Origin of the sequence: Herbiconiux sp. A18JL235 (genome assembly GCF_040939305.1) — a bacterium.
In the GTDB taxonomy this organism is placed as follows: Bacteria; Actinomycetota; Actinomycetes; order Actinomycetales; family Microbacteriaceae; genus Herbiconiux.
Genome location: NZ_CP162511.1, coordinates 3,806,599 through 3,822,528, shown reverse-complemented (window position 1 = coordinate 3,822,528; position 15,930 = coordinate 3,806,599). Strand labels below are relative to the sequence as shown.

The window sequence follows — 15,930 nt, the reverse complement described above, 5'->3', positions numbered from 1 at the left end:
GACTTCTTCACGGACTTTGTCCGCAAGAAACGTCGAGAAGACGCCTCAACCCCCGCGCGGCACGCGCACGAGGAGCGCCGCGGGCTCCACCCAGGTGTGCACGGCGCTGGCGCGGCCCCAGGCGTCGCCGTCGAGCTGGATCTCCTCGTGTCCGTCGAGCGTCAGCTCGAACTCGCGCGCGGTGCTGTAGCGCACCGATCGCACGTCGTTGTTGAGGTCGATGATGCGCCGGCCCGCCGCCGAACGCCGCAGCACCCCGTTCTCGAACGCGATCTTGTTCCACACCTTCAGCCACCCGAACGGCCCCTCGGGCCGTAACGCCACGATGTCGAGCAGCCCGTCGTCGGGCTTCGCATCGGGGATGAGCAGGAAGCCCCCGGGTAGCACCCCGCAGTTGCCCACGATGACGGTGTGCGCGCTCGTCGACTTCCACGGCCCGCCGTCCACCCTGAACCGCAGCTTCACCGGCTTGAGCTCGGGCAGCGCGCGCCCGATGCCGTCGACGTAGGCGAGCCACCCCACCCTCTTCTTCAGCCGCGTGTTGGTCTTCGCGATCATCTTCGCGTCGAGGCCGAGCCCCGCCATCACGATGAACACGTTCTCGTCGACCTCGCCGTTCTCCCGCGTGAACACCGAGACGCCCACGTCGATCGCTCGGTCGACGCCGTCGAACACGGTGCCGATCGCCTGCTCGACGTTCGTGAGGTTGAGCCCGAGGTTGCGGGCGAGCAGGTTGCCGGTGCCGACGGGCAGGAGGCCGAGGGCCGTGGTCGACCCGCGGAGCCCTTCGGCGACGGCGCGCACGGTTCCGTCGCCGCCCGCAGCCATGACGACGGATGCTCCTGCCGCCACCGCACGGCGGGTCACCTCGGCCCCGGCGTCGTCGACCGTCGTCTCGTACCAGCGGGTCTCTCCCCAGCCGGCGTGCTCTTCGGCGGCCTTGACGAGCATCCGGAGCTTCGAAGCGTCGACCTTCACGGGGTTCACGACGATGGCGGCGTGCCTCAGGCCGCTCTCGACGCCCCCGTCACGGGATGACTTCTCCCCAGCCCCCGCGTGCGAATGCTCATCCACAGAGTCACCGTACCCGCTCCGGCCCTCAGGGGGCGCCAACTAAGATGGACGGCGTGATCGATCCCGTCCTCTTGCGTGAACAGCCCGATGTCGTCAGGAATTCGCAGCGCGCCAGGGGCTCCTCGCTCGCCCTCGTCGACGCCGCCCTCGAGGCCGACACCGAGCGCCGCAGCGCCATCGGCGAGTTCGAATCGCTGCGGGCCGAGCAGAACGCGTTCAGCAAGCAGGTCGCCGCCGCGCCCAAGGAGGAGAAGAAGGCCCTCGTCGCCCAGGCCCAAGAGCTCGCCGCACGCGTGAAGGCCGCCAACCAGCGGGCGACGGATGCGGAGAACGCCTTCACCGAGACGGCCCGCCAGATTCAGAACATCGTCATCGACGGTGTGCCCGAGGGCGGGGAGGAGAACTTCGTCACCCTGCGCGAGGTCGGCACCCGCCCCGAGTTCGACTTCACCCCGCGCGACCACGTCGAGCTCGGCGAGTCGCTGCAGCTGTTCGACCTTGCGCGCGGCGCGAAGGTGTCGGGGGCGCGGTTCTACTTCCTCACCGGCATGGGGGCGCGCCTCGAGCTCGCGCTCATGAACCTCGCGCTCGACCGGGCGCTCGCCGCGGGCTTCACGCCCCTCATCACCCCCACCCTGGTGCGCCCCGAGACGATGGACGGCACGGGCTTCCTCGGCGAGCACGCCGACGAGGTCTACTACCTCGAGGCCGACGAGCTCTTCCTCACCGGCACCAGCGAGGTGGCTCTGGCGGGGTTCCACATGGGGGAGATCCTCGACCTGTCGAAGGGGTCGAAGCGCTACGCCGGCTGGTCGACCTGCTACCGGCGCGAGGCGGGGTCGCACGGCAAAGACACCCGCGGCATCCTGCGCGTGCACCAGTTCAACAAGCTGGAGATGTTCAGCTACGTGCTGCCCGAGAACGCCGAGGCCGAGCACGAGGCGCTGCTGGCCTATCAGGAGGGCATGCTCACCGACCTGGGGCTCAGCTACCGGGTCATCGACGTCGCCGCCGGCGATCTGGGGTCGAGCGCCGCGCGCAAATTCGACACCGAGGCGTGGGTGCCGTCGCAGGAGACCTACCGCGAGCTCACCTCCACCTCGAACTGCACCACCTACCAGGCGCGCCGACTCGACACCCGCTACCGCACCGAGTCGGGCAAGACCGCCCCGGTCGCCACCCTCAACGGCACGCTCGCCACCACGCGGTGGATCGTCGCGCTGCTCGAGACGCACCAGCAGGCCGACGGGTCGGTGGTCATCCCCGAGGTGCTGCGGCCCTACCTCGGCGGTGCCGAGATCATCGAGGCGCCGTGAGCGGCGACGTGACGGATGCGGGGGCCGCAGGTCGCGCATCCGTCGACCCGGACTCGGCCGCCCCGGCACAGCGCTGGCTCGTCGCGCTCGACATCGACGGCACCGTGCTGCACGAAGACGGGTCGCTGAGCGACATCGTCGGTGCCGAGGTGCGGCGCGTGGTCGCGGAGGGCAACGAGGTCATGCTCGCCACCGGGCGTTCGGTGTCGTCGACCCTGCCGGTGCTTCAGCTGCTCGACATCGCCCCTGAGTACGTGGTGTGTGCGAACGGTGCCATCACCATGAAGCGCGACCCCGAGGCGCCGCTCGGCTACCGGCAGGAGCACGTCGAGATCTTCGATCCCGGCCCCGTGCTCACCACCATCAAGGCGCACCTGGCCGATGCACTGTTCGCCGTCGAAGACGCGCACGGGCATTTCCTCTACACGGAGTCGTTCCCCGACTCGGTACTGGGCTCCGGCAACCGCCAGGTGGCGTTCGAGGAGCTGCTCGGCATCGAGGCGACCCGTGTCGTCGTCATCTCGCCCGACCACGACATGGAAGACTTCCTCGCCGTCGTCGACCGCATGGGCCTGCACCGGGTGAGCTACTCCATCGGCTGGACGGCCTGGCTCGACATCGCCCCCGACGGCGTGAACAAGGCCACCGGTCTCGAGCGGGTGCGCGAGCACCTCGGCATCCCGCGCACCCACGTCATGGCCATCGGCGACGGCCGCAACGACGTCGACATGTTCCGCTGGGCCGGCGCCGAGGGCCGCGCCGTCGCCATGGGCCAGGCCCCCGCCGACGTCATCGCCGCCTCCACCGAGACCACCTCCACCCTCGACGCCGACGGCGTCGCCGCCGCCCTCTCCACCCTCTAGTCGCCTCCTCGCGAGAAGGGCGGCACACACTGCGACGGGGCACGCCCTGTACACTCGACCGTGATCGTCGCCCCGCCGGGCGGCCGGTCAGGAGGGCTGTCCGAGCGGCCGATGGAGCCAGTCTTGAAAACTGGTGAGGTGTTAAAGCCTTCTAGGGTTCGAATCCCTAGCCCTCCGCCGTGAGCGCGCGGGGCGTCGCGCATACGCAGCATGTGTTGGTCGCAGAAAGTGCTGCCACATCGCGCTGAGGGAGCAGTTTGTGCGACCAAGCGAGCGCGGGATGGCCTGCACTCGCCACCACGCGGGCACAAGCGCGGGAGCTCAGGCTGCCAGGAGGGCGTCGAGGCGCTCGTAGCCCTCGACGACGCCGTGCTCCATGCCGTTCTGCACCATGCCGTCGCGCGACTCCACGCTCGGGAACACGCTCCACCCGGTGACGCGCGTGCGCCCGCCCTCCAGCGCCGCGAACAGCAGCCGCTCGATCGACACGTACTCGGGAAGCCCCTCCCACTCGAAGGTCTGCACGATCTCATCGCCCGGCACGACCCGGTGGAACACTCCGTTGAACGCGAACTCGTCGCCCGCGGGGTTCCGCTGCACGTAGCGCCAGCGCCCACCGGTCTCGAGGGAGTACACGTCGATCGTGGTCTCGTACCCGTTCGGGCCTACCCACTGCCGCACCAGCTCGGGGTCGGCGTAGGCGGCGAACACCGCCTCGACCGGAGCATCGAACTCGCGCACGATCTCGATGAAAGGGAGACCCTCCGGGGCGTCGATGGTGACGGGGTTGCTCATGATTCCTTCTCCTTCGTGTTGTGAAGCACCGCATCCAGTCGGCGGAAACGCTGCTCGTGGGCGAGGCGGTACCCGTCGATCCAGCTCGTGAGCCGCTCGAGGGCTTCCGGATCGAGGTGCACCGGCCGCCGCTGCGCCTCGCGGGTGCGCGTGACCAACCCGGCCGCCTCGAGCACATGGATGTGCTTCGACACCGCTTGCACCGAGATGGTGAACGGTTCGGCGAGCTCGTTGACGGTGGCCGGCCCACGGCTCAAGCGAGCGACGACGGCGCGTCGCACCGGGTCGGCGAGCGCCGCGAACGCCCGGTCGAGCTCGGTCTCGTCATGCATTCAACACATCCTTTGATCAACCGTATCGTTGAATAGTAGCGGCATGCCGACGACATGTCACGTGCCCCCTTCTGGGGTGACGGATGCGCGCCCCCCACCCCCACTCGACGACGCGACCCTGCGACAATCGAAGGCGGGGCGGAGCGCAGCATCCGTACCCTCTCGAAGGGGGAACGACGATCAGCCGGACGACGAGACCGACGCCACTGGCCCGGCACGGGCGCCTGACGTCGCCGCATCCGTTCCGCGCCGTCGCGGGTGTCGTCGCCGTGTCGCTCGCCGTGGTCGCGGTGAGCGGGGTGTCGCTCGGCGCGTACGCCGCGTGGGACGTCGCCGCGTCGATCACCACGGTCACGCTCGCCTCCGACGACGAGGCCGCCGCGGTCGTCGCCGCGGGGGGCGAGGCCCCGCCCGAGATCTCGGCGATCGACGGCGGTGTCAATCTCCTGCTGGTGGGCAGCGACAGCCGCACCAACCAGGGCGACGCCTACGGTGAAGACGAGGGCGGCGAGCTCAACGACGTCACGATGCTGCTGCACATCTCCGAAGACCATTCGAACGCCACGGTCGTGAGCTTTCCGCGCGACCTCATCGTCGACATCCCCGAGTGCCCCGAGGGCGGCGGCTACACGGCCCCGATCAACGAGTCGCTCTCGCAGGGCGGCCTCGCCTGCACCGTGCTCACCGTCGAGGCGCTGTCGGGGCTCAGCATCCCGTTCGCGGCCGAGATCCAGTTCAATGGGGTGATCGAGATGTCGAACGCGCTCGGGGGAGTGCCGGTGTGCGTCTCCGAGGTCATCGACGACCCCTTCACCGGCGTCTACCTCGAGCCCGGCACGCATCCGCTGATGGGTGCGGATGCGCTGGGCTTCCTGCGCACCCGCCACGGCGTCGGCGACGGCAGCGACATCGGGCGCATCTCCTCGCAGCAGGTCTTCCTGTCGTCACTCGTGCGCACCGTGAAGAGCGACTCGACGCTCACCGACTTCGGCAAGCTGTACGGGCTGGCGAAGGCGGCGGCGAGCAACATGATCCTCTCGCAGCGGCTGGCGTCGCCCGACACGATGGTGTCGATCGCGCTCTCGCTGAAAGACATGGACCTGTCGAAGGTCACCTTCGTGGCCTACCCGAACTACTACGCCGACTGGGTGCCGGAGGGCAAGGTCGCGCCCGACACCGAGGCCGCCGGCATCCTGTTCGCGGCGATCCAGGCCGATCAGCCCGTGGCGGTCGCAGCTCCCGGGGGCCTCGCGTCGGTCATCGACCCGAACGCGCCCGTGACCGCCGAGCCGGCGGCGCCGACGGATGCTGCTGCCGACCCCGCGGCACCGGTCGACGGCGGCGACCCAACCGCCCCCGTCGACCCGGGCGCTCCCGCCGACGGCACCACCGCATCCGGAGTCACCGTGCTGCCCGACAGCGTGAAGGGCCAGACCGCAGCCGACTACACCTGCTCCGTCGGCAACCCGTGAGGCATCCGTCGCCCCGATGATTTGATGACCGGGGCGGGATGGGGTTGGCTGGGACGATGGACTCCACCCCCGCCCCGCGCGTGCAGTGGATGGACACCCTCCGCGGAACCGCCGTTCTGCTCGTGATCGTGTACCACGCGCCCGGGCTGCTCGAGCTGCTCGGGTGGGACATCCCGCCGTTCCTGGTGAACGTGAACGACTTCTTCCTGCCGTTCCGCATGCCCGCGCTCATGCTCCTGGCCGGCCTGCTGCTGCCGCGCTCGCTCGCGAAGGGCCTCGGGCGCTACTATCTCGGCAAGCTCGTGTTCGTGGTGTGGCCCTACCTGGTGTGGGCCGCCCTCCATATCGTGCAGTTCGGGGCGGCGTACCCCATCGACGACATCAGGGCCTGGGTCTCGACCGGCTACCTCTGGTTCCTGTTCTTCCTCATCGTCTACTACGCGGTGGCCCCGCTCTTCGCGGTGCTGCCCCCGTGGCTGCCGCCGGTCGTGCTGTGGGTGGTCGCAGCCATCGTCGAACCCGGGCTGGTGCACAACCTGCTGTTCTACGCGGGCTTCTTCTTCCTCGGCAACCTGGTGGCGCTGCGCCCGCGCCTGCTCGACGCGCTCGTGGAGCGACGGGCCGTCGTCATCCCGCTCTCGGCCGTCGCCGTGGCGTTCGGGGTGTACATCGTGTTCGCGCCCTCGAACGCCGTGGTGTGGTTCGTGCCGTTCAGTCTCGCCGGCATCGTCGCCGCCGTCGCCTGGCTGCGCAAGGTCGACGGGGTGGCCCTGCTCGACCCGCTGCGCTTCGCGGGGCGCAACTCGATCGTGTACTACGTGGCGCACTTCCCGCTCATGGTGATCGTGCTGAAGATCATCCCCGACGACGCCTCGCCCGACCCCACCAGCGTGGCGGTGTGGATGCTGCTGGCTGCGCTGGCCGGATGCACGCTGCTCGCGCACGGTCGGCAGCTCATCCCGTTCCGCTGGCTGTTCGAGGCGCCGGTGCCGCGGGCGTGGCTGCGCGCGGGTGGGGGTGGCTCGGGCCGCTCGGGCGGCGGCCGGGGCGGCTCGGGCGGGCGGCGGCTACGCTCGGGGCATGCCCGAACTGCTGTGGACCGGACCGCCGGGCGCCCCCGTCCTGGTGCTCGCCCACGGGGCGGGCGCGGCGATGGACTCGGAGTGGATGACCCGCTTCTGCGACTCGCTCGCTGAGTGCGGGGTGCGCACGGCGCGCTTCGAGTTCGGGTACATGGCGGCCAGGCGCGGCGGCACCCGTAAGCCTCCGCCGCGGGCGGAGACCCTGGTGGGGGAGTACCGGGATGCGGTGGCCGCGGTGGTGGAGTCGCTCGGTGGTGGCGCCGGCGGCGCCGCGCGGGTCGCGATCGGCGGCAAGTCGATGGGCGGCCGGGTCGCGAGCCTCGTCGCCGACGAGCTGTACGCCGACGGATCCGGGTCCGTCACCGCGCTGGTCTGCCTCGGCTACCCCTTCCACCCGCCCGGTGCCCCCGAGAAGCTGCGCACCGCGCACCTCGCCGACCTTCGCGCCCCCACCCTCATCCTCCAGGGCACCCGCGACCCGTTCGGCACGATCGAGCAGGTGCCGGGCTACGCGCTGGCGCCCCGCATCCGGGTCTCCTGGCTCGACGACGGCGAGCACGAGTTCAAGCCGCGCGTGAAGATCTCGGGCCACACCCACGCCGAACACCTCGCCACGGCCGCCACCGAGACTGCCGAATTCGTTCGCGCACATCGGCTATGATGGCCAAGGCGCTCGCTCACCGGCGGCGCCGAGGAGACGTCGCATAGTTCGGCCTAGTGCACCACCCTGCTAAGGTGGAGTACCCTTTATTGGGTACCGTGGGTTCAAATCCCACCGTCTCCGCAGAGGATCAGCTCCGCACCGGATCACGGGATCGTGATGGTGAAGGGGTAGCTCTCGGAGCGTGCGCCGGGGGCGCTGATGGTGGCCACAACGATGCCGGTGGTGCCTGACGGAGCGGCGAGCACGACGGTGCAGTTTCCGACTTGGCTGCCCGACGCGACCTGGGCCTTCGACACGTAGGTGTTTCCCGACCGCGACCAGGCCGACCCCAGCCATCCCGCGTGCGCGAACGAACCGAGGTCGAGCGTCACCGTCAGCTGCGCGGTCTCTCCGGAGGTGTTGGTAGCGTTCCAGGTCCAGTTCACGGAATTCGCGAACTGCTGGTAGACGAACACCTGGTTCACGGTGCCGGCGGGGAGCGTCGATGCGGCGGCGGCCGGCACGGCGACGGCTACCGCGACGGCGGGCACCGACCACGCGCCGACGCGGATGAGGTCTCTGCGGCTGATGCTTCCCATGACGACGACGGTAGTTCGTGGGTGTCGCCCACTGTCCTCGTACTGAGTACGAGTGTGTGGCGGATCCCACCAATGTGACGACTCGGGGTGAAAGGAGAGCGGTGTAGTTGATCTGGGGTAACAATGAGAGGGTGACACAGAACATCCAGCAGCTTCACGAGCTCATGACGCCCGAGACGAACGTGAAGCGGATCATGCATACGGGCACCGTGTGGTTCGGCGTGGCGGTCGGGTCGACCGCCGTCACCCTCGGACTCCTGCTCTCCTCGGGCTGGCGGCCCGCCGAGCTGCCCGGCGGGCTCGAGACCCTCTGGTGGATCGCCTCCACCGTCGTGGTGCTCAGCATCGGGCTCATCGGCTGGTCGGGCTGCCCCATCCTCGAGGTCGACGTGCCCACCGCCGACCGCAACAAGTCGCGCACCATGCAGCTCGGCACGATGCTTTTCATCATCGGTGGGGCGGCGGCGATGCTGGCTGTCATGCTCAGTCCGGCCTCGTAGCGCCGAGGCGGCCGGGAGGCGCTATTGGGTGAGCGCGAGCGCGACGAGGGTTGCCGTGCCGCCCACCAGCAGCGTGCCCGCGGCGACCTGCACGATGCGGTTGCGCGAGAACCGCTCCCACGGCGTCTGCAGCTCCGGGCGATGGAATTGTCCGCGCGGATGCGGGTGGCGAGGATTCGGGCCGCGAGCGGATGCGGCGGCCGGCCTCGCATCGGACGGCGCCGGGGGAATGGTGTGCGCGAGTTGCGCGACCGCGCGCGGCCGTACGGTGGTGGTGTCGAGTTCCCAGAGGAGGTCATCGAAGGCCTCGTCTGCTGAAGCGTCGGAGTGGGGGGTCGTCGCGGCTCCTCGGGGCGCGGGGGTCATCGCGTGAGTCATGAGCCGAGCCTAGGCAGCTGGGTTGCCGAGGCGCGATGGGGAGAACTCCCCGTGAATCGCGGGCCCGACCGGCGTGGGTTCCGCCGATGTCGGTGGTCGGGCGCACAATTGCGGCATGAACGAGACAGAACTCTGCACGAGGTGCGAGGGGTCGGGTGCCGACCCGGTCCAGGGCTGGTTCGACGGTGAGGGCTGGTTCGACACCGATCGCGACGCCCACGACGAGGTCACGCTGTGCCTGGAATGCCGCGGCGACGGGATCGTCGTGGTGATCGACGGTCGCACTTTCGGCTCACGCGCACACGACGAACTGAAACTCTCCGCGTAGGCTGTTCGTGAGGCCGCCACCCGGCGTGGGGTCGGCCTGCCTGCGATGCTCGGGAGGAGGGGGACCATGGGCTCCAGATATCGCCGATCCAGCGCTCCCTCGAGCGTCGGCACCGCGCCCGATTCGTCCGACCCGTACACCGCCTACCTGAGCTGGGTGGCGGAGGGTCGGCCCGCACTCGGCGGCACCACGACCATCGGCGGCGTCACGGCTCTCGCCGCCGCACGGCCCGAAGAGGGAACCGTGCTGCTCTCCGAGCATGTGCAGGTTCAAGAGCTGACGAACAGCGGCGCCGCAGGCCAACCACCGACGGCCCGAACGGAGTCCCTCGTCCCGAGGGAGTCGGTGTGGCAGCGGCTCACCGACAGGTTCCGCCGCCACACCCTCGGAAGCTGAGAAGCGTCCGCGCGACGCCTCAGACGCGCGCCAGCGAGAAGTGCACCGACCCCGCATCGTCGACCTGCGCATCCAGCACCGTGTCCTCGAGCACGGGTGCGACACGCTCTTCGAGGTAGACGCGCGCTCCCGCGCTCTCCACGATCTGGTCGGTGGGTTCGGGCCGCGGGGCGACCGCCACGTCGAAGCTGTCGCTCGTCGCGGCCGACGAGATGCGGAGTCCGGCCTCCGAGGCTTCCGGGTTCTCGCCGACGCTCACGACGGTGCGGTCGGCGAGGGTCTTCACGACGGTGCCTGCGTTCTCGGTCAGGGTGAGCATGGTTCTTCCTTCCGGTTGCGATCAGGAGTCCCCCACCTTTCTCGCCTCGGCGCTCCGACGGAACCCCGTCTCAGGGAGCTTTGCGGTGACTCCCACCTGATCCCAGACCCGGCCCGCCCTGCGCCCCGGTGCTCCCGATGATGCGCCACACCGTCCGCGTGAGCGCCGGGTGATCCAAGGCGATCTGCCGCAGCACCCGATAGTCGCGCGCCGGCGTGGGCGCCCGCCCGCCGTCCTCGGTGATGGTGTCGGCCCGCAACAGGTAGACCACGAGCTCATCGACGCTCGGCAGCTCTTCCATGAACTCCCAGGGGTCTTCTCCGGCGAGCAGCCGCTCGTGCACGATCGTGTCGAGCTCGTCTGCGGCCTCTGCGCGCAGCACCTCGAGACTCGCCTGCCCCCGGGGGAAGTGCAGCCGCAGAGCGTCGTCAGGAGTCACCGTTCGAGCCTATGCACCGGATGCCCGTGAATCGAGTCGAGAACGGCTCAGAGCTGCGAGGCGTCGATGGAGAAGGTGTCGCAGGCCGCCGGCCCGCTCGCGAGCCCCACCCCGAACCACTTCTGCCGCGACTCGCTCGATCCGTGCGTCCATGATTCGGGATTCACCTGCCCGGTCGACCCCTGCTGGATCCTGTCGTCCCCGATCACGGAGGCTGCGTTCAGGGCATCGGCGATCTGCTCGTCGGTCACCGGCTCGAGAAACGGCGTGCCGTTCGCATCTGGCGTCGTCGACGCCGACTTCACCCACGTGCCCGCGTAGCAGTCGGCCTGCAGCTCCGAGCGCACGGCGTCGGAGCCCGGCCCGGTGGCGGAGTGGTCGATGCGGTCGAGCGTGCCCGAGAGCTGCTGGATGTGGTGGCCCCACTCGTGCGCGATGACGTACATCTGCGACAGGCTGCCGCCGCTCGCGCCGAACCGGTCGCGCAACTCGCCGAAGAAGGAGGTGTCGAGGTAGATCGTCTGGTCGGGCGGGCAGTAGAACGGGCCGACGGCGCTCGATGCCTGCCCGCACCCCGTCGAGGTCTGCTGCTCGAACAGCACCACGTCGCGCGGGGAGGTGTACGACACCCCGAGTGCCGACGCCGCGCCTGGCCAGTAGGCATCGAGGGAGTTCGCCGCGCCCACCACGAGGCAGTCGGTGTTGGAGTTGGCGTCGGCACCGGTGTCGCAGTCGAGCGCCTGCTCGTTCTGGCTCTGACTGCTGCCCTGGTCGCCGCCGAGCAGCCCCGCGAACCCGGTGAGGTCGACGCCCACGAGCTGGGAGAGCAGCACGAGGCCGATCACGACCACGGCTCCACCGCCCCCGATGGCCGCGGTGCGCCCGCGTCGGGAGACCTTGCCGGAGTCGAGTTTCGCGTCGGGCCTGAACGTCATGCGCTCAAGCTACCCCCGAGCGCCGACGAGCGGATGCTCGTGATGCTATGTATACACAGAGCGGCGGCGGCGCTAGAAATGCCACATAAGCGCGAGTAGGATGGGCGCAATGTATACAAAAGGACGTGCTCGTGGCGCGCGCCGGTGAGACGGCGTACGCGCTGCTGCGCTCCGAGATCCTCGACTGGAGTCTCGCGCCCGGAACGGTGCTCGCCGAGCTCGAGCTCTCGGCGCGGCTCGGCATCTCGCGCACGCCGGTGCGCGAGGCCCTCGCCCGCCTGGTCGCCGACGGACTCGCCGAGCCCCCCGGTGGCCGCGGCCTCATCGTCGCCCCCGTGTCGGCCGAGAACGTCGTCGAACTGTTCGAGCTGCGACGCCTGCTCGAAGCGGAGGCCGCCGGCCTCGCCGCCCGCCGCCGCGACCCGGAGCCCTTCCGAGCGCTCCGCGACGAGCTCCGCGACGCTGCGCCCCTGCTCGACGACCCCGATCCGGCCCGCCGCGCCTACTACGATCTGGTCGCCCGCTTCGACGACGCCGTCGACCGGGCGGTCGGCAATCCGTTCCTGGTCTCGGCCCTCGACGGCGTGCGCACGCATCTGGTGCGCATCCGTCGTCTCTCGCACGACAACCCCGAGCGACTGCTCGAGGCCGCCCGCGAGCACCTCCTCATCGTGGAGGCCATCGCCGACGGCGACGCGCAGCTCGCCCAAGACGCCACCCGGGTGCACCTGCACCGCAGCCTGCGTTCGACGCTCGCGTCCTTGGCCGCGCTCGACGAGGCCCATCCGCTGAACGCCCCCCGACACAACCCCGACAGCCGATCCATCCCCGTGAGGAGAACCGCCCGATGAAGCAGCACGAGGTACGCGTCCACAAGAGCGACGAGAATCTGCCCCGCGAGGGCCAGCTGGCCTGGAAGATCGCCGAGGTCGCCGCCGACCCGGTGGCGGTCGACGCCGAGGTCACCGAGATGGTGATCAACCGCATCATCGACAACGCCTCCGTCGCGGTGGCGAGCATCACCCGCGGGCCGGGCGTCGCCGCCCGTGCCCAGGCGCTCGACCACCCCTACGGTCCCGGAGCCGCGGTCTTCGGCGTGACCGGCGGGTACAGCCCCGAGTGGGCCGCCTGGGCGAACGGCGTCGCCGTGCGCGAGCTCGACTACCACGACACCTTCCTCGCGGCGGAGTACTCGCACCCGGGCGACAACATCCCGCCCATCCTCGCCGTGGCCCAGCACACCGGCGCCACCGGAGAGGCGCTCCTTCGCGGCATCGCCACCGGGTACGAGATCCAGGTCGACCTGGTGAAGGCGATCAGCCTGCACAAGCACAAGATCGACCACGTCGCCCACCTCGGCCCGAGCGCCGCCGCCGGCATCGGCACCCTGCTCGGCCTCGACGTGCCGACCATCTTCCAGGCCATCGGCCAGGCCCTGCACACCACCACCGCCACCCGCCAGTCGCGCAAGGGCGAGATCTCCACCTGGAAGGCTCACGCCCCCGCCTTCGCCGGCAAGATGGCGGTCGAGGCCGTCGACCGGGCGATGCGCGGCCAGACCTCGCCCACGCCCATCTACGAGGGTGAAGACGGCGTCATCGCATGGCTCCTCGACGGCCCGGATGCGCGCTACAGCGTTCCGCTGCCGGCGGCAGGGGAGGCCAAGCGCGCCATCCTCGACACCTACACGAAGGAGCACTCGGCCGAGTACCAGGCGCAGGCCTGGATCGACCTCGCCCGCAAGCTCCACAACGAGCATCCCGAGCTCGCCGACCCGGCGTACGTGGGCAGCATCACCATCCACACCAGCCACCACACGCACTACGTGATCGGCTCGGGGGCGAACGACCCGCAGAAGTACGACCCCACCGCGAGCCGCGAGACGCTCGACCACTCCATCCCCTACATCTTCACCGTCGCCCTGCAGGACGGCAGCTGGCACCACGTCGACTCGTACGTCCCCGAGCGCGCCGGCCGCGCCGACACCGTCGAGCTGTGGAACAAGGTGCGCACCCTCGAAGACCCGGAGTGGACCCGCCGCTACCACTCGAACGACCCGGCCGAGAAGGCCTTCGGCGGCCGGGTGGAGATCATCCTGCACGACGGCTCGACGATCACCGACGAGATCGCCGTGGCGGATGCGCATCCGCTCGGCGCCCGCCCGTTCGCGCGCGCCGACTATGTGCGGAAGCTCCGCATCCTCGCCGAGGGTGTCGTCGACGACGCCGAGATCGAGCGCTTCCTGGGTCTCGTCGAGCGGCTGCCCGAGCTCACCGCCGACGAGGTGCGGCAGCTCAACATCGTCGCCCGTCCGGGTCTCCTCGAGGCCATCGAACTGCCGAAGGGACTCTTCTGATGCTGTACTCCACCGTTCCCGCCGCCGAGAAGCGCGCGCGGTTCCGCGAAGCGCTGAACTCCGGCGAACTTCAGCGGATGCCCGGCGCCTTCAACCCGCTGAGCGCCCGGCTCATCGAGGAGAAGGGCTTCGAGGGCGTCTACATCTCGGGCGCCGTCATCGCCGCCGACCTCGGCTTCCCCGACATCGGTCTCACCACCCTCACCGAGGTGGCGACCCGCGGCGGGCAGATCTCGCGCATGACGAACCTGCCCACCCTCATCGATGCCGACACCGGCTTCGGCGAGCCGATGAACGTCGCCCGCACCGTGCAGACGCTCGAAGACGCCGGTGTGTCGGGGCTGCACATCGAAGACCAGGTCAACCCCAAGCGCTGCGGCCACCTCGACGGCAAGGCCGTGGTCGACGCCGACACGGCCGTGAAGCGCATCCGTGCCGCCGTCGACGCCCGCCGCGACCCGAACCTGCTCATCATGGCGCGCACCGACATCCGCGGGGCGGAGGGGCTCGGTGCCGCCGTCGATCGCGTGAAGCAGCTGGTCGACGCGGGGGCCGACGCGATCTTCCCCGAGGCCATGGCCGACCTGTCGGAGTTCGAGACCATCCGCGCCGCCACCGACGTGCCCCTCCTGGCGAACATGACCGAGTTCGGCAAGAGCGAGCTGTTCAGCACGCAGCAGCTCGCCGACGTGGGCATGAACCTCGTCATCTACCCGGTGTCGCTCCTGCGCATCGCGATGGGCGCCGCCGAGCGCGGGCTCGACGCGCTCGCCGCGGAAGGGTCGCTGAACTCGCAGGTCGCGGGCATGCAGACCCGTGCGAGGCTGTACGAGCTGCTCGACTACGAGGCCTACAACGCCTTCGACACCTCGGTGTTCAACTTCGACGTACCGACCGGGCGCTGACCAGCGCATCATCACGAGGGAGTGACATGACCGACCAGGAGACCGCCCAGGGGCCCGACATCAAGAAGGGCCTCGCCGGGGTGGTGGTGGACTACACCGCCGTCTCGAAGGTGAACCCCGAGACCAACTCGCTGCTCTACCGCGGCTATCCCGTGCAGGAGCTCGCCGCCTCGTGCAGCTTCGAGCAGGTGGCCTACCTGCTCTGGCACGGTGAGCTGCCCACCGCCGAGGAGCTCACCGTCTTCGAGAAGGAGGAGCGGTCGCAGCGCGCGCTCGACCCCGCCGTGAAGCGGGTGATCGACGAGCTGCCGCTCACCGCGCATCCGATGGACGTCGTGCGCACCGCCGTCTCGGTGATCGGCGCGCTCGACCCGGCCTGGGCCGACGCCTCGCCCGAGGGCAACCTCGCGAAGTCGGTGGCGCTCCTCGCGAAGCTGCCCGCGATCGTCTCGTACGATCAGCGCCGGCGGCGCGGCCAGGAGCTCGTCGAGCCCGACGAGTCGCTCGGCTACTCGGCGAACTTCTTGAAGATGACCTTCGGCGACGTGCCCTCCGACGTGGTGGTGAAGGCGTTCGACGTGTCGATGATCCTCTACGCCGAGCACTCCTTCAACGCCTCCACCTTCACCGCACGCGTGGTGACCTCGACGCTCTCCGACCTGTACTCGGCGGTCGTGGCGGGCATCGGCGCGCTGAAGGGTCCGCTGCACGGCGGGGCCAACGAGGCCGTGATGCACATCTTCGACGAGATCGGCTCGGCCGAGGCCGCCGAAGGGTGGCTCGAGGATGCGCTGGCGAACAAGAAGAAGATCATGGGCTTCGGCCACCGCGTCTACAAGAACGGCGACTCGCGCGTGCCCACCATGAAGGCCTCGCTCGACACCCTCGTGGTGGAGTACGACCGGCCCGAGCTGCTCGCGCTCTACGACGCGCTGAACGATGCCATGCAGGCGCGCAAGGCGATCCAGCCGAACCTCGACTACCCGTCGGGGCCCGCGTACCACCTGATGGGCTTCGACACCGAGATCTTCACCCCGCTGTTCGTCGCCTCGCGCATCACGGGGTGGACGGCTCACATCATGGAGCAGCTCGCCTCGAACGCCCTCATCCGCCCGCTCTCGGCGTACAACGGGCCCGAGGAGCGACACCTCGGCAGCTGACGCCTGCGTGGGCGACCGCGCGGCCGCCGCGCCCACCC

Annotated in this window: 20 protein-coding genes and 2 tRNA genes; 14 read left to right on the top strand and 8 right to left on the bottom strand. The window is 69.8% G+C overall.

Translation table 11 applies throughout. The features are described 5' to 3' along the window. Positions 1-45: 45 nt before the first annotated feature. A complete protein-coding gene (locus ABFY20_RS18090) occupies positions 46-1,074 on the bottom strand; it encodes a diacylglycerol kinase family protein (RefSeq protein WP_368497589.1) in 1,029 nt (342 codons plus the stop codon). Between the two features lie 53 nt (positions 1,075-1,127). Here ABFY20_RS18090 and serS point away from each other — a divergent pair, with 53 nt between their 5' ends. The 3 genes from serS (at position 1,128) to ABFY20_RS18075 (ending at position 3,430) form a co-directional block, all read left to right on the top strand. Continuing rightward, positions 1,128-2,390: a serine--tRNA ligase gene (gene serS / locus ABFY20_RS18085; protein WP_368497588.1), complete on the top strand. Its 1,263-nt coding sequence runs from the start codon at positions 1,128-1,130 to the stop codon at positions 2,388-2,390. Further along, the gene (locus ABFY20_RS18080; RefSeq protein WP_368497587.1) at positions 2,387-3,253 is read left to right on the top strand and encodes an HAD family hydrolase; all 867 of its coding nucleotides are present in this window, start codon (positions 2,387-2,389) and stop codon (positions 3,251-3,253) included. The genes serS and ABFY20_RS18080 overlap by 4 nt, the downstream gene beginning before the upstream one ends. A 90-nt stretch (positions 3,254-3,343) precedes the next feature. Then, positions 3,344-3,430, top strand: a tRNA-Ser gene (locus ABFY20_RS18075). A 144-nt stretch (positions 3,431-3,574) separates the two neighbouring features. Here the strand turns inward: ABFY20_RS18075 and ABFY20_RS18070 are convergent. Together ABFY20_RS18070 and ABFY20_RS18065 are read right to left on the bottom strand one after the other, a co-directional pair. Beyond that, the gene (locus ABFY20_RS18070) at positions 3,575-4,048 is read right to left on the bottom strand and encodes an SRPBCC family protein (protein WP_368497586.1); all 474 of its coding nucleotides are present in this window, start codon (positions 4,046-4,048) and stop codon (positions 3,575-3,577) included. After that, on the bottom strand, positions 4,045-4,380 hold the full coding sequence (locus ABFY20_RS18065) for an ArsR/SmtB family transcription factor (protein ID WP_368497585.1): 336 nt from the start codon (positions 4,378-4,380) through the stop codon (positions 4,045-4,047). The genes ABFY20_RS18070 and ABFY20_RS18065 overlap by 4 nt, the downstream gene beginning before the upstream one ends. Before the next feature lie 83 nt (positions 4,381-4,463). Here ABFY20_RS18065 and ABFY20_RS18060 point away from each other — a divergent pair, with 83 nt between their 5' ends. From ABFY20_RS18060 to ABFY20_RS18045, 4 genes are all read left to right on the top strand, one after another. Continuing rightward, complete coding sequence (locus ABFY20_RS18060; RefSeq protein ID WP_368497584.1) at positions 4,464-5,852, top strand: LCP family protein; 1,389 nt, start codon at positions 4,464-4,466, stop codon at positions 5,850-5,852. Positions 5,853-5,908: 56 nt separating this feature from the next. Beyond that, entirely contained in the window at positions 5,909-7,048 is a 1,140-nt protein-coding gene (locus tag ABFY20_RS18055) for an acyltransferase family protein (protein WP_368497583.1), read from the top strand. Then, entirely contained in the window at positions 6,933-7,595 is a 663-nt protein-coding gene (locus ABFY20_RS18050; protein ID WP_368497582.1) for an alpha/beta family hydrolase, read from the top strand. Before ABFY20_RS18055 ends, ABFY20_RS18050 begins: the two co-directional genes overlap by 116 nt. A gap of 32 nt (positions 7,596-7,627) precedes the next feature. Then, positions 7,628-7,718: transfer RNA gene (locus ABFY20_RS18045), tRNA-Ser, on the top strand. A gap of 23 nt (positions 7,719-7,741) precedes the next feature. Here the strand turns inward: ABFY20_RS18045 and ABFY20_RS18040 are convergent. Continuing rightward, the gene (locus ABFY20_RS18040; protein WP_368497581.1) at positions 7,742-8,176 is read right to left on the bottom strand and encodes a hypothetical protein; all 435 of its coding nucleotides are present in this window, start codon (positions 8,174-8,176) and stop codon (positions 7,742-7,744) included. A gap of 131 nt (positions 8,177-8,307) precedes the next feature. Between ABFY20_RS18040 and ABFY20_RS18035 the strand changes: the two genes are divergently transcribed. Continuing rightward, complete coding sequence (locus ABFY20_RS18035; RefSeq protein ID WP_368497580.1) at positions 8,308-8,676, top strand: hypothetical protein; 369 nt, start codon at positions 8,308-8,310, stop codon at positions 8,674-8,676. Positions 8,677-8,697: 21 nt separating this feature from the next. Here the strand turns inward: ABFY20_RS18035 and ABFY20_RS18030 are convergent, their stop codons facing one another. Continuing rightward, complete coding sequence (locus ABFY20_RS18030; RefSeq protein WP_368497579.1) at positions 8,698-9,054, bottom strand: hypothetical protein; 357 nt, start codon at positions 9,052-9,054, stop codon at positions 8,698-8,700. A 115-nt stretch (positions 9,055-9,169) separates the two neighbouring features. Here ABFY20_RS18030 and ABFY20_RS18025 point away from each other — a divergent pair, with 115 nt between their 5' ends. Further along, the gene (locus ABFY20_RS18025; RefSeq protein ID WP_368497578.1) at positions 9,170-9,382 is read left to right on the top strand and encodes a hypothetical protein; all 213 of its coding nucleotides are present in this window, start codon (positions 9,170-9,172) and stop codon (positions 9,380-9,382) included. Between the two features lie 66 nt (positions 9,383-9,448). Beyond that, on the top strand, positions 9,449-9,778 hold the full coding sequence (locus tag ABFY20_RS18020) for a hypothetical protein (RefSeq protein ID WP_368497577.1): 330 nt from the start codon (positions 9,449-9,451) through the stop codon (positions 9,776-9,778). 19 nt (positions 9,779-9,797) lie between these two features. Here ABFY20_RS18020 and ABFY20_RS18015 read toward each other — a convergent pair whose 3' ends face one another. The 3 genes from ABFY20_RS18015 to ABFY20_RS18005 form a co-directional block, all read right to left on the bottom strand. Then, complete coding sequence (locus ABFY20_RS18015; protein WP_368497576.1) at positions 9,798-10,097, bottom strand: Fe-S cluster assembly protein HesB; 300 nt, start codon at positions 10,095-10,097, stop codon at positions 9,798-9,800. A 70-nt stretch (positions 10,098-10,167) separates the two neighbouring features. Beyond that, positions 10,168-10,536, bottom strand: a complete 369-nt coding sequence (locus ABFY20_RS18010) for a tryptophan synthase subunit alpha (RefSeq protein ID WP_368497575.1) — start codon at positions 10,534-10,536, stop codon at positions 10,168-10,170. A 47-nt stretch (positions 10,537-10,583) separates the two neighbouring features. After that, positions 10,584-11,471: a neutral zinc metallopeptidase gene (locus ABFY20_RS18005; RefSeq protein ID WP_368497574.1), complete on the bottom strand. Its 888-nt coding sequence runs from the start codon at positions 11,469-11,471 to the stop codon at positions 10,584-10,586. A gap of 131 nt (positions 11,472-11,602) precedes the next feature. On the opposite strand from ABFY20_RS18005, the gene ABFY20_RS18000 reads away from it, so the two are divergent. Genes ABFY20_RS18000 through ABFY20_RS17985 form a run of 4 tightly spaced genes read left to right on the top strand, consistent with a single transcriptional unit; the run spans position 11,603 to position 15,892 of the window. Next, positions 11,603-12,322 carry a GntR family transcriptional regulator gene (locus ABFY20_RS18000; protein ID WP_368497573.1) on the top strand — a complete coding sequence of 240 codons (720 nt, stop codon included), beginning with the start codon at positions 11,603-11,605 and terminating at the stop codon, positions 12,320-12,322. Beyond that, entirely contained in the window at positions 12,319-13,827 is a 1,509-nt protein-coding gene (locus ABFY20_RS17995; protein WP_368497572.1) for an MmgE/PrpD family protein, read from the top strand. The genes ABFY20_RS18000 and ABFY20_RS17995 overlap by 4 nt, the downstream gene beginning before the upstream one ends. After that, positions 13,827-14,732: a methylisocitrate lyase gene (prpB, locus tag ABFY20_RS17990; RefSeq protein WP_368497571.1), complete on the top strand. Its 906-nt coding sequence runs from the start codon at positions 13,827-13,829 to the stop codon at positions 14,730-14,732. Before ABFY20_RS17995 ends, prpB begins: the two co-directional genes overlap by 1 nt. A gap of 26 nt (positions 14,733-14,758) precedes the next feature. Continuing rightward, positions 14,759-15,892, top strand: coding sequence for a bifunctional 2-methylcitrate synthase/citrate synthase (locus ABFY20_RS17985; RefSeq protein ID WP_368497570.1), 1,134 nt, complete (start codon positions 14,759-14,761; stop codon positions 15,890-15,892). Positions 15,893-15,930: the final 38 nt, after the last annotated feature.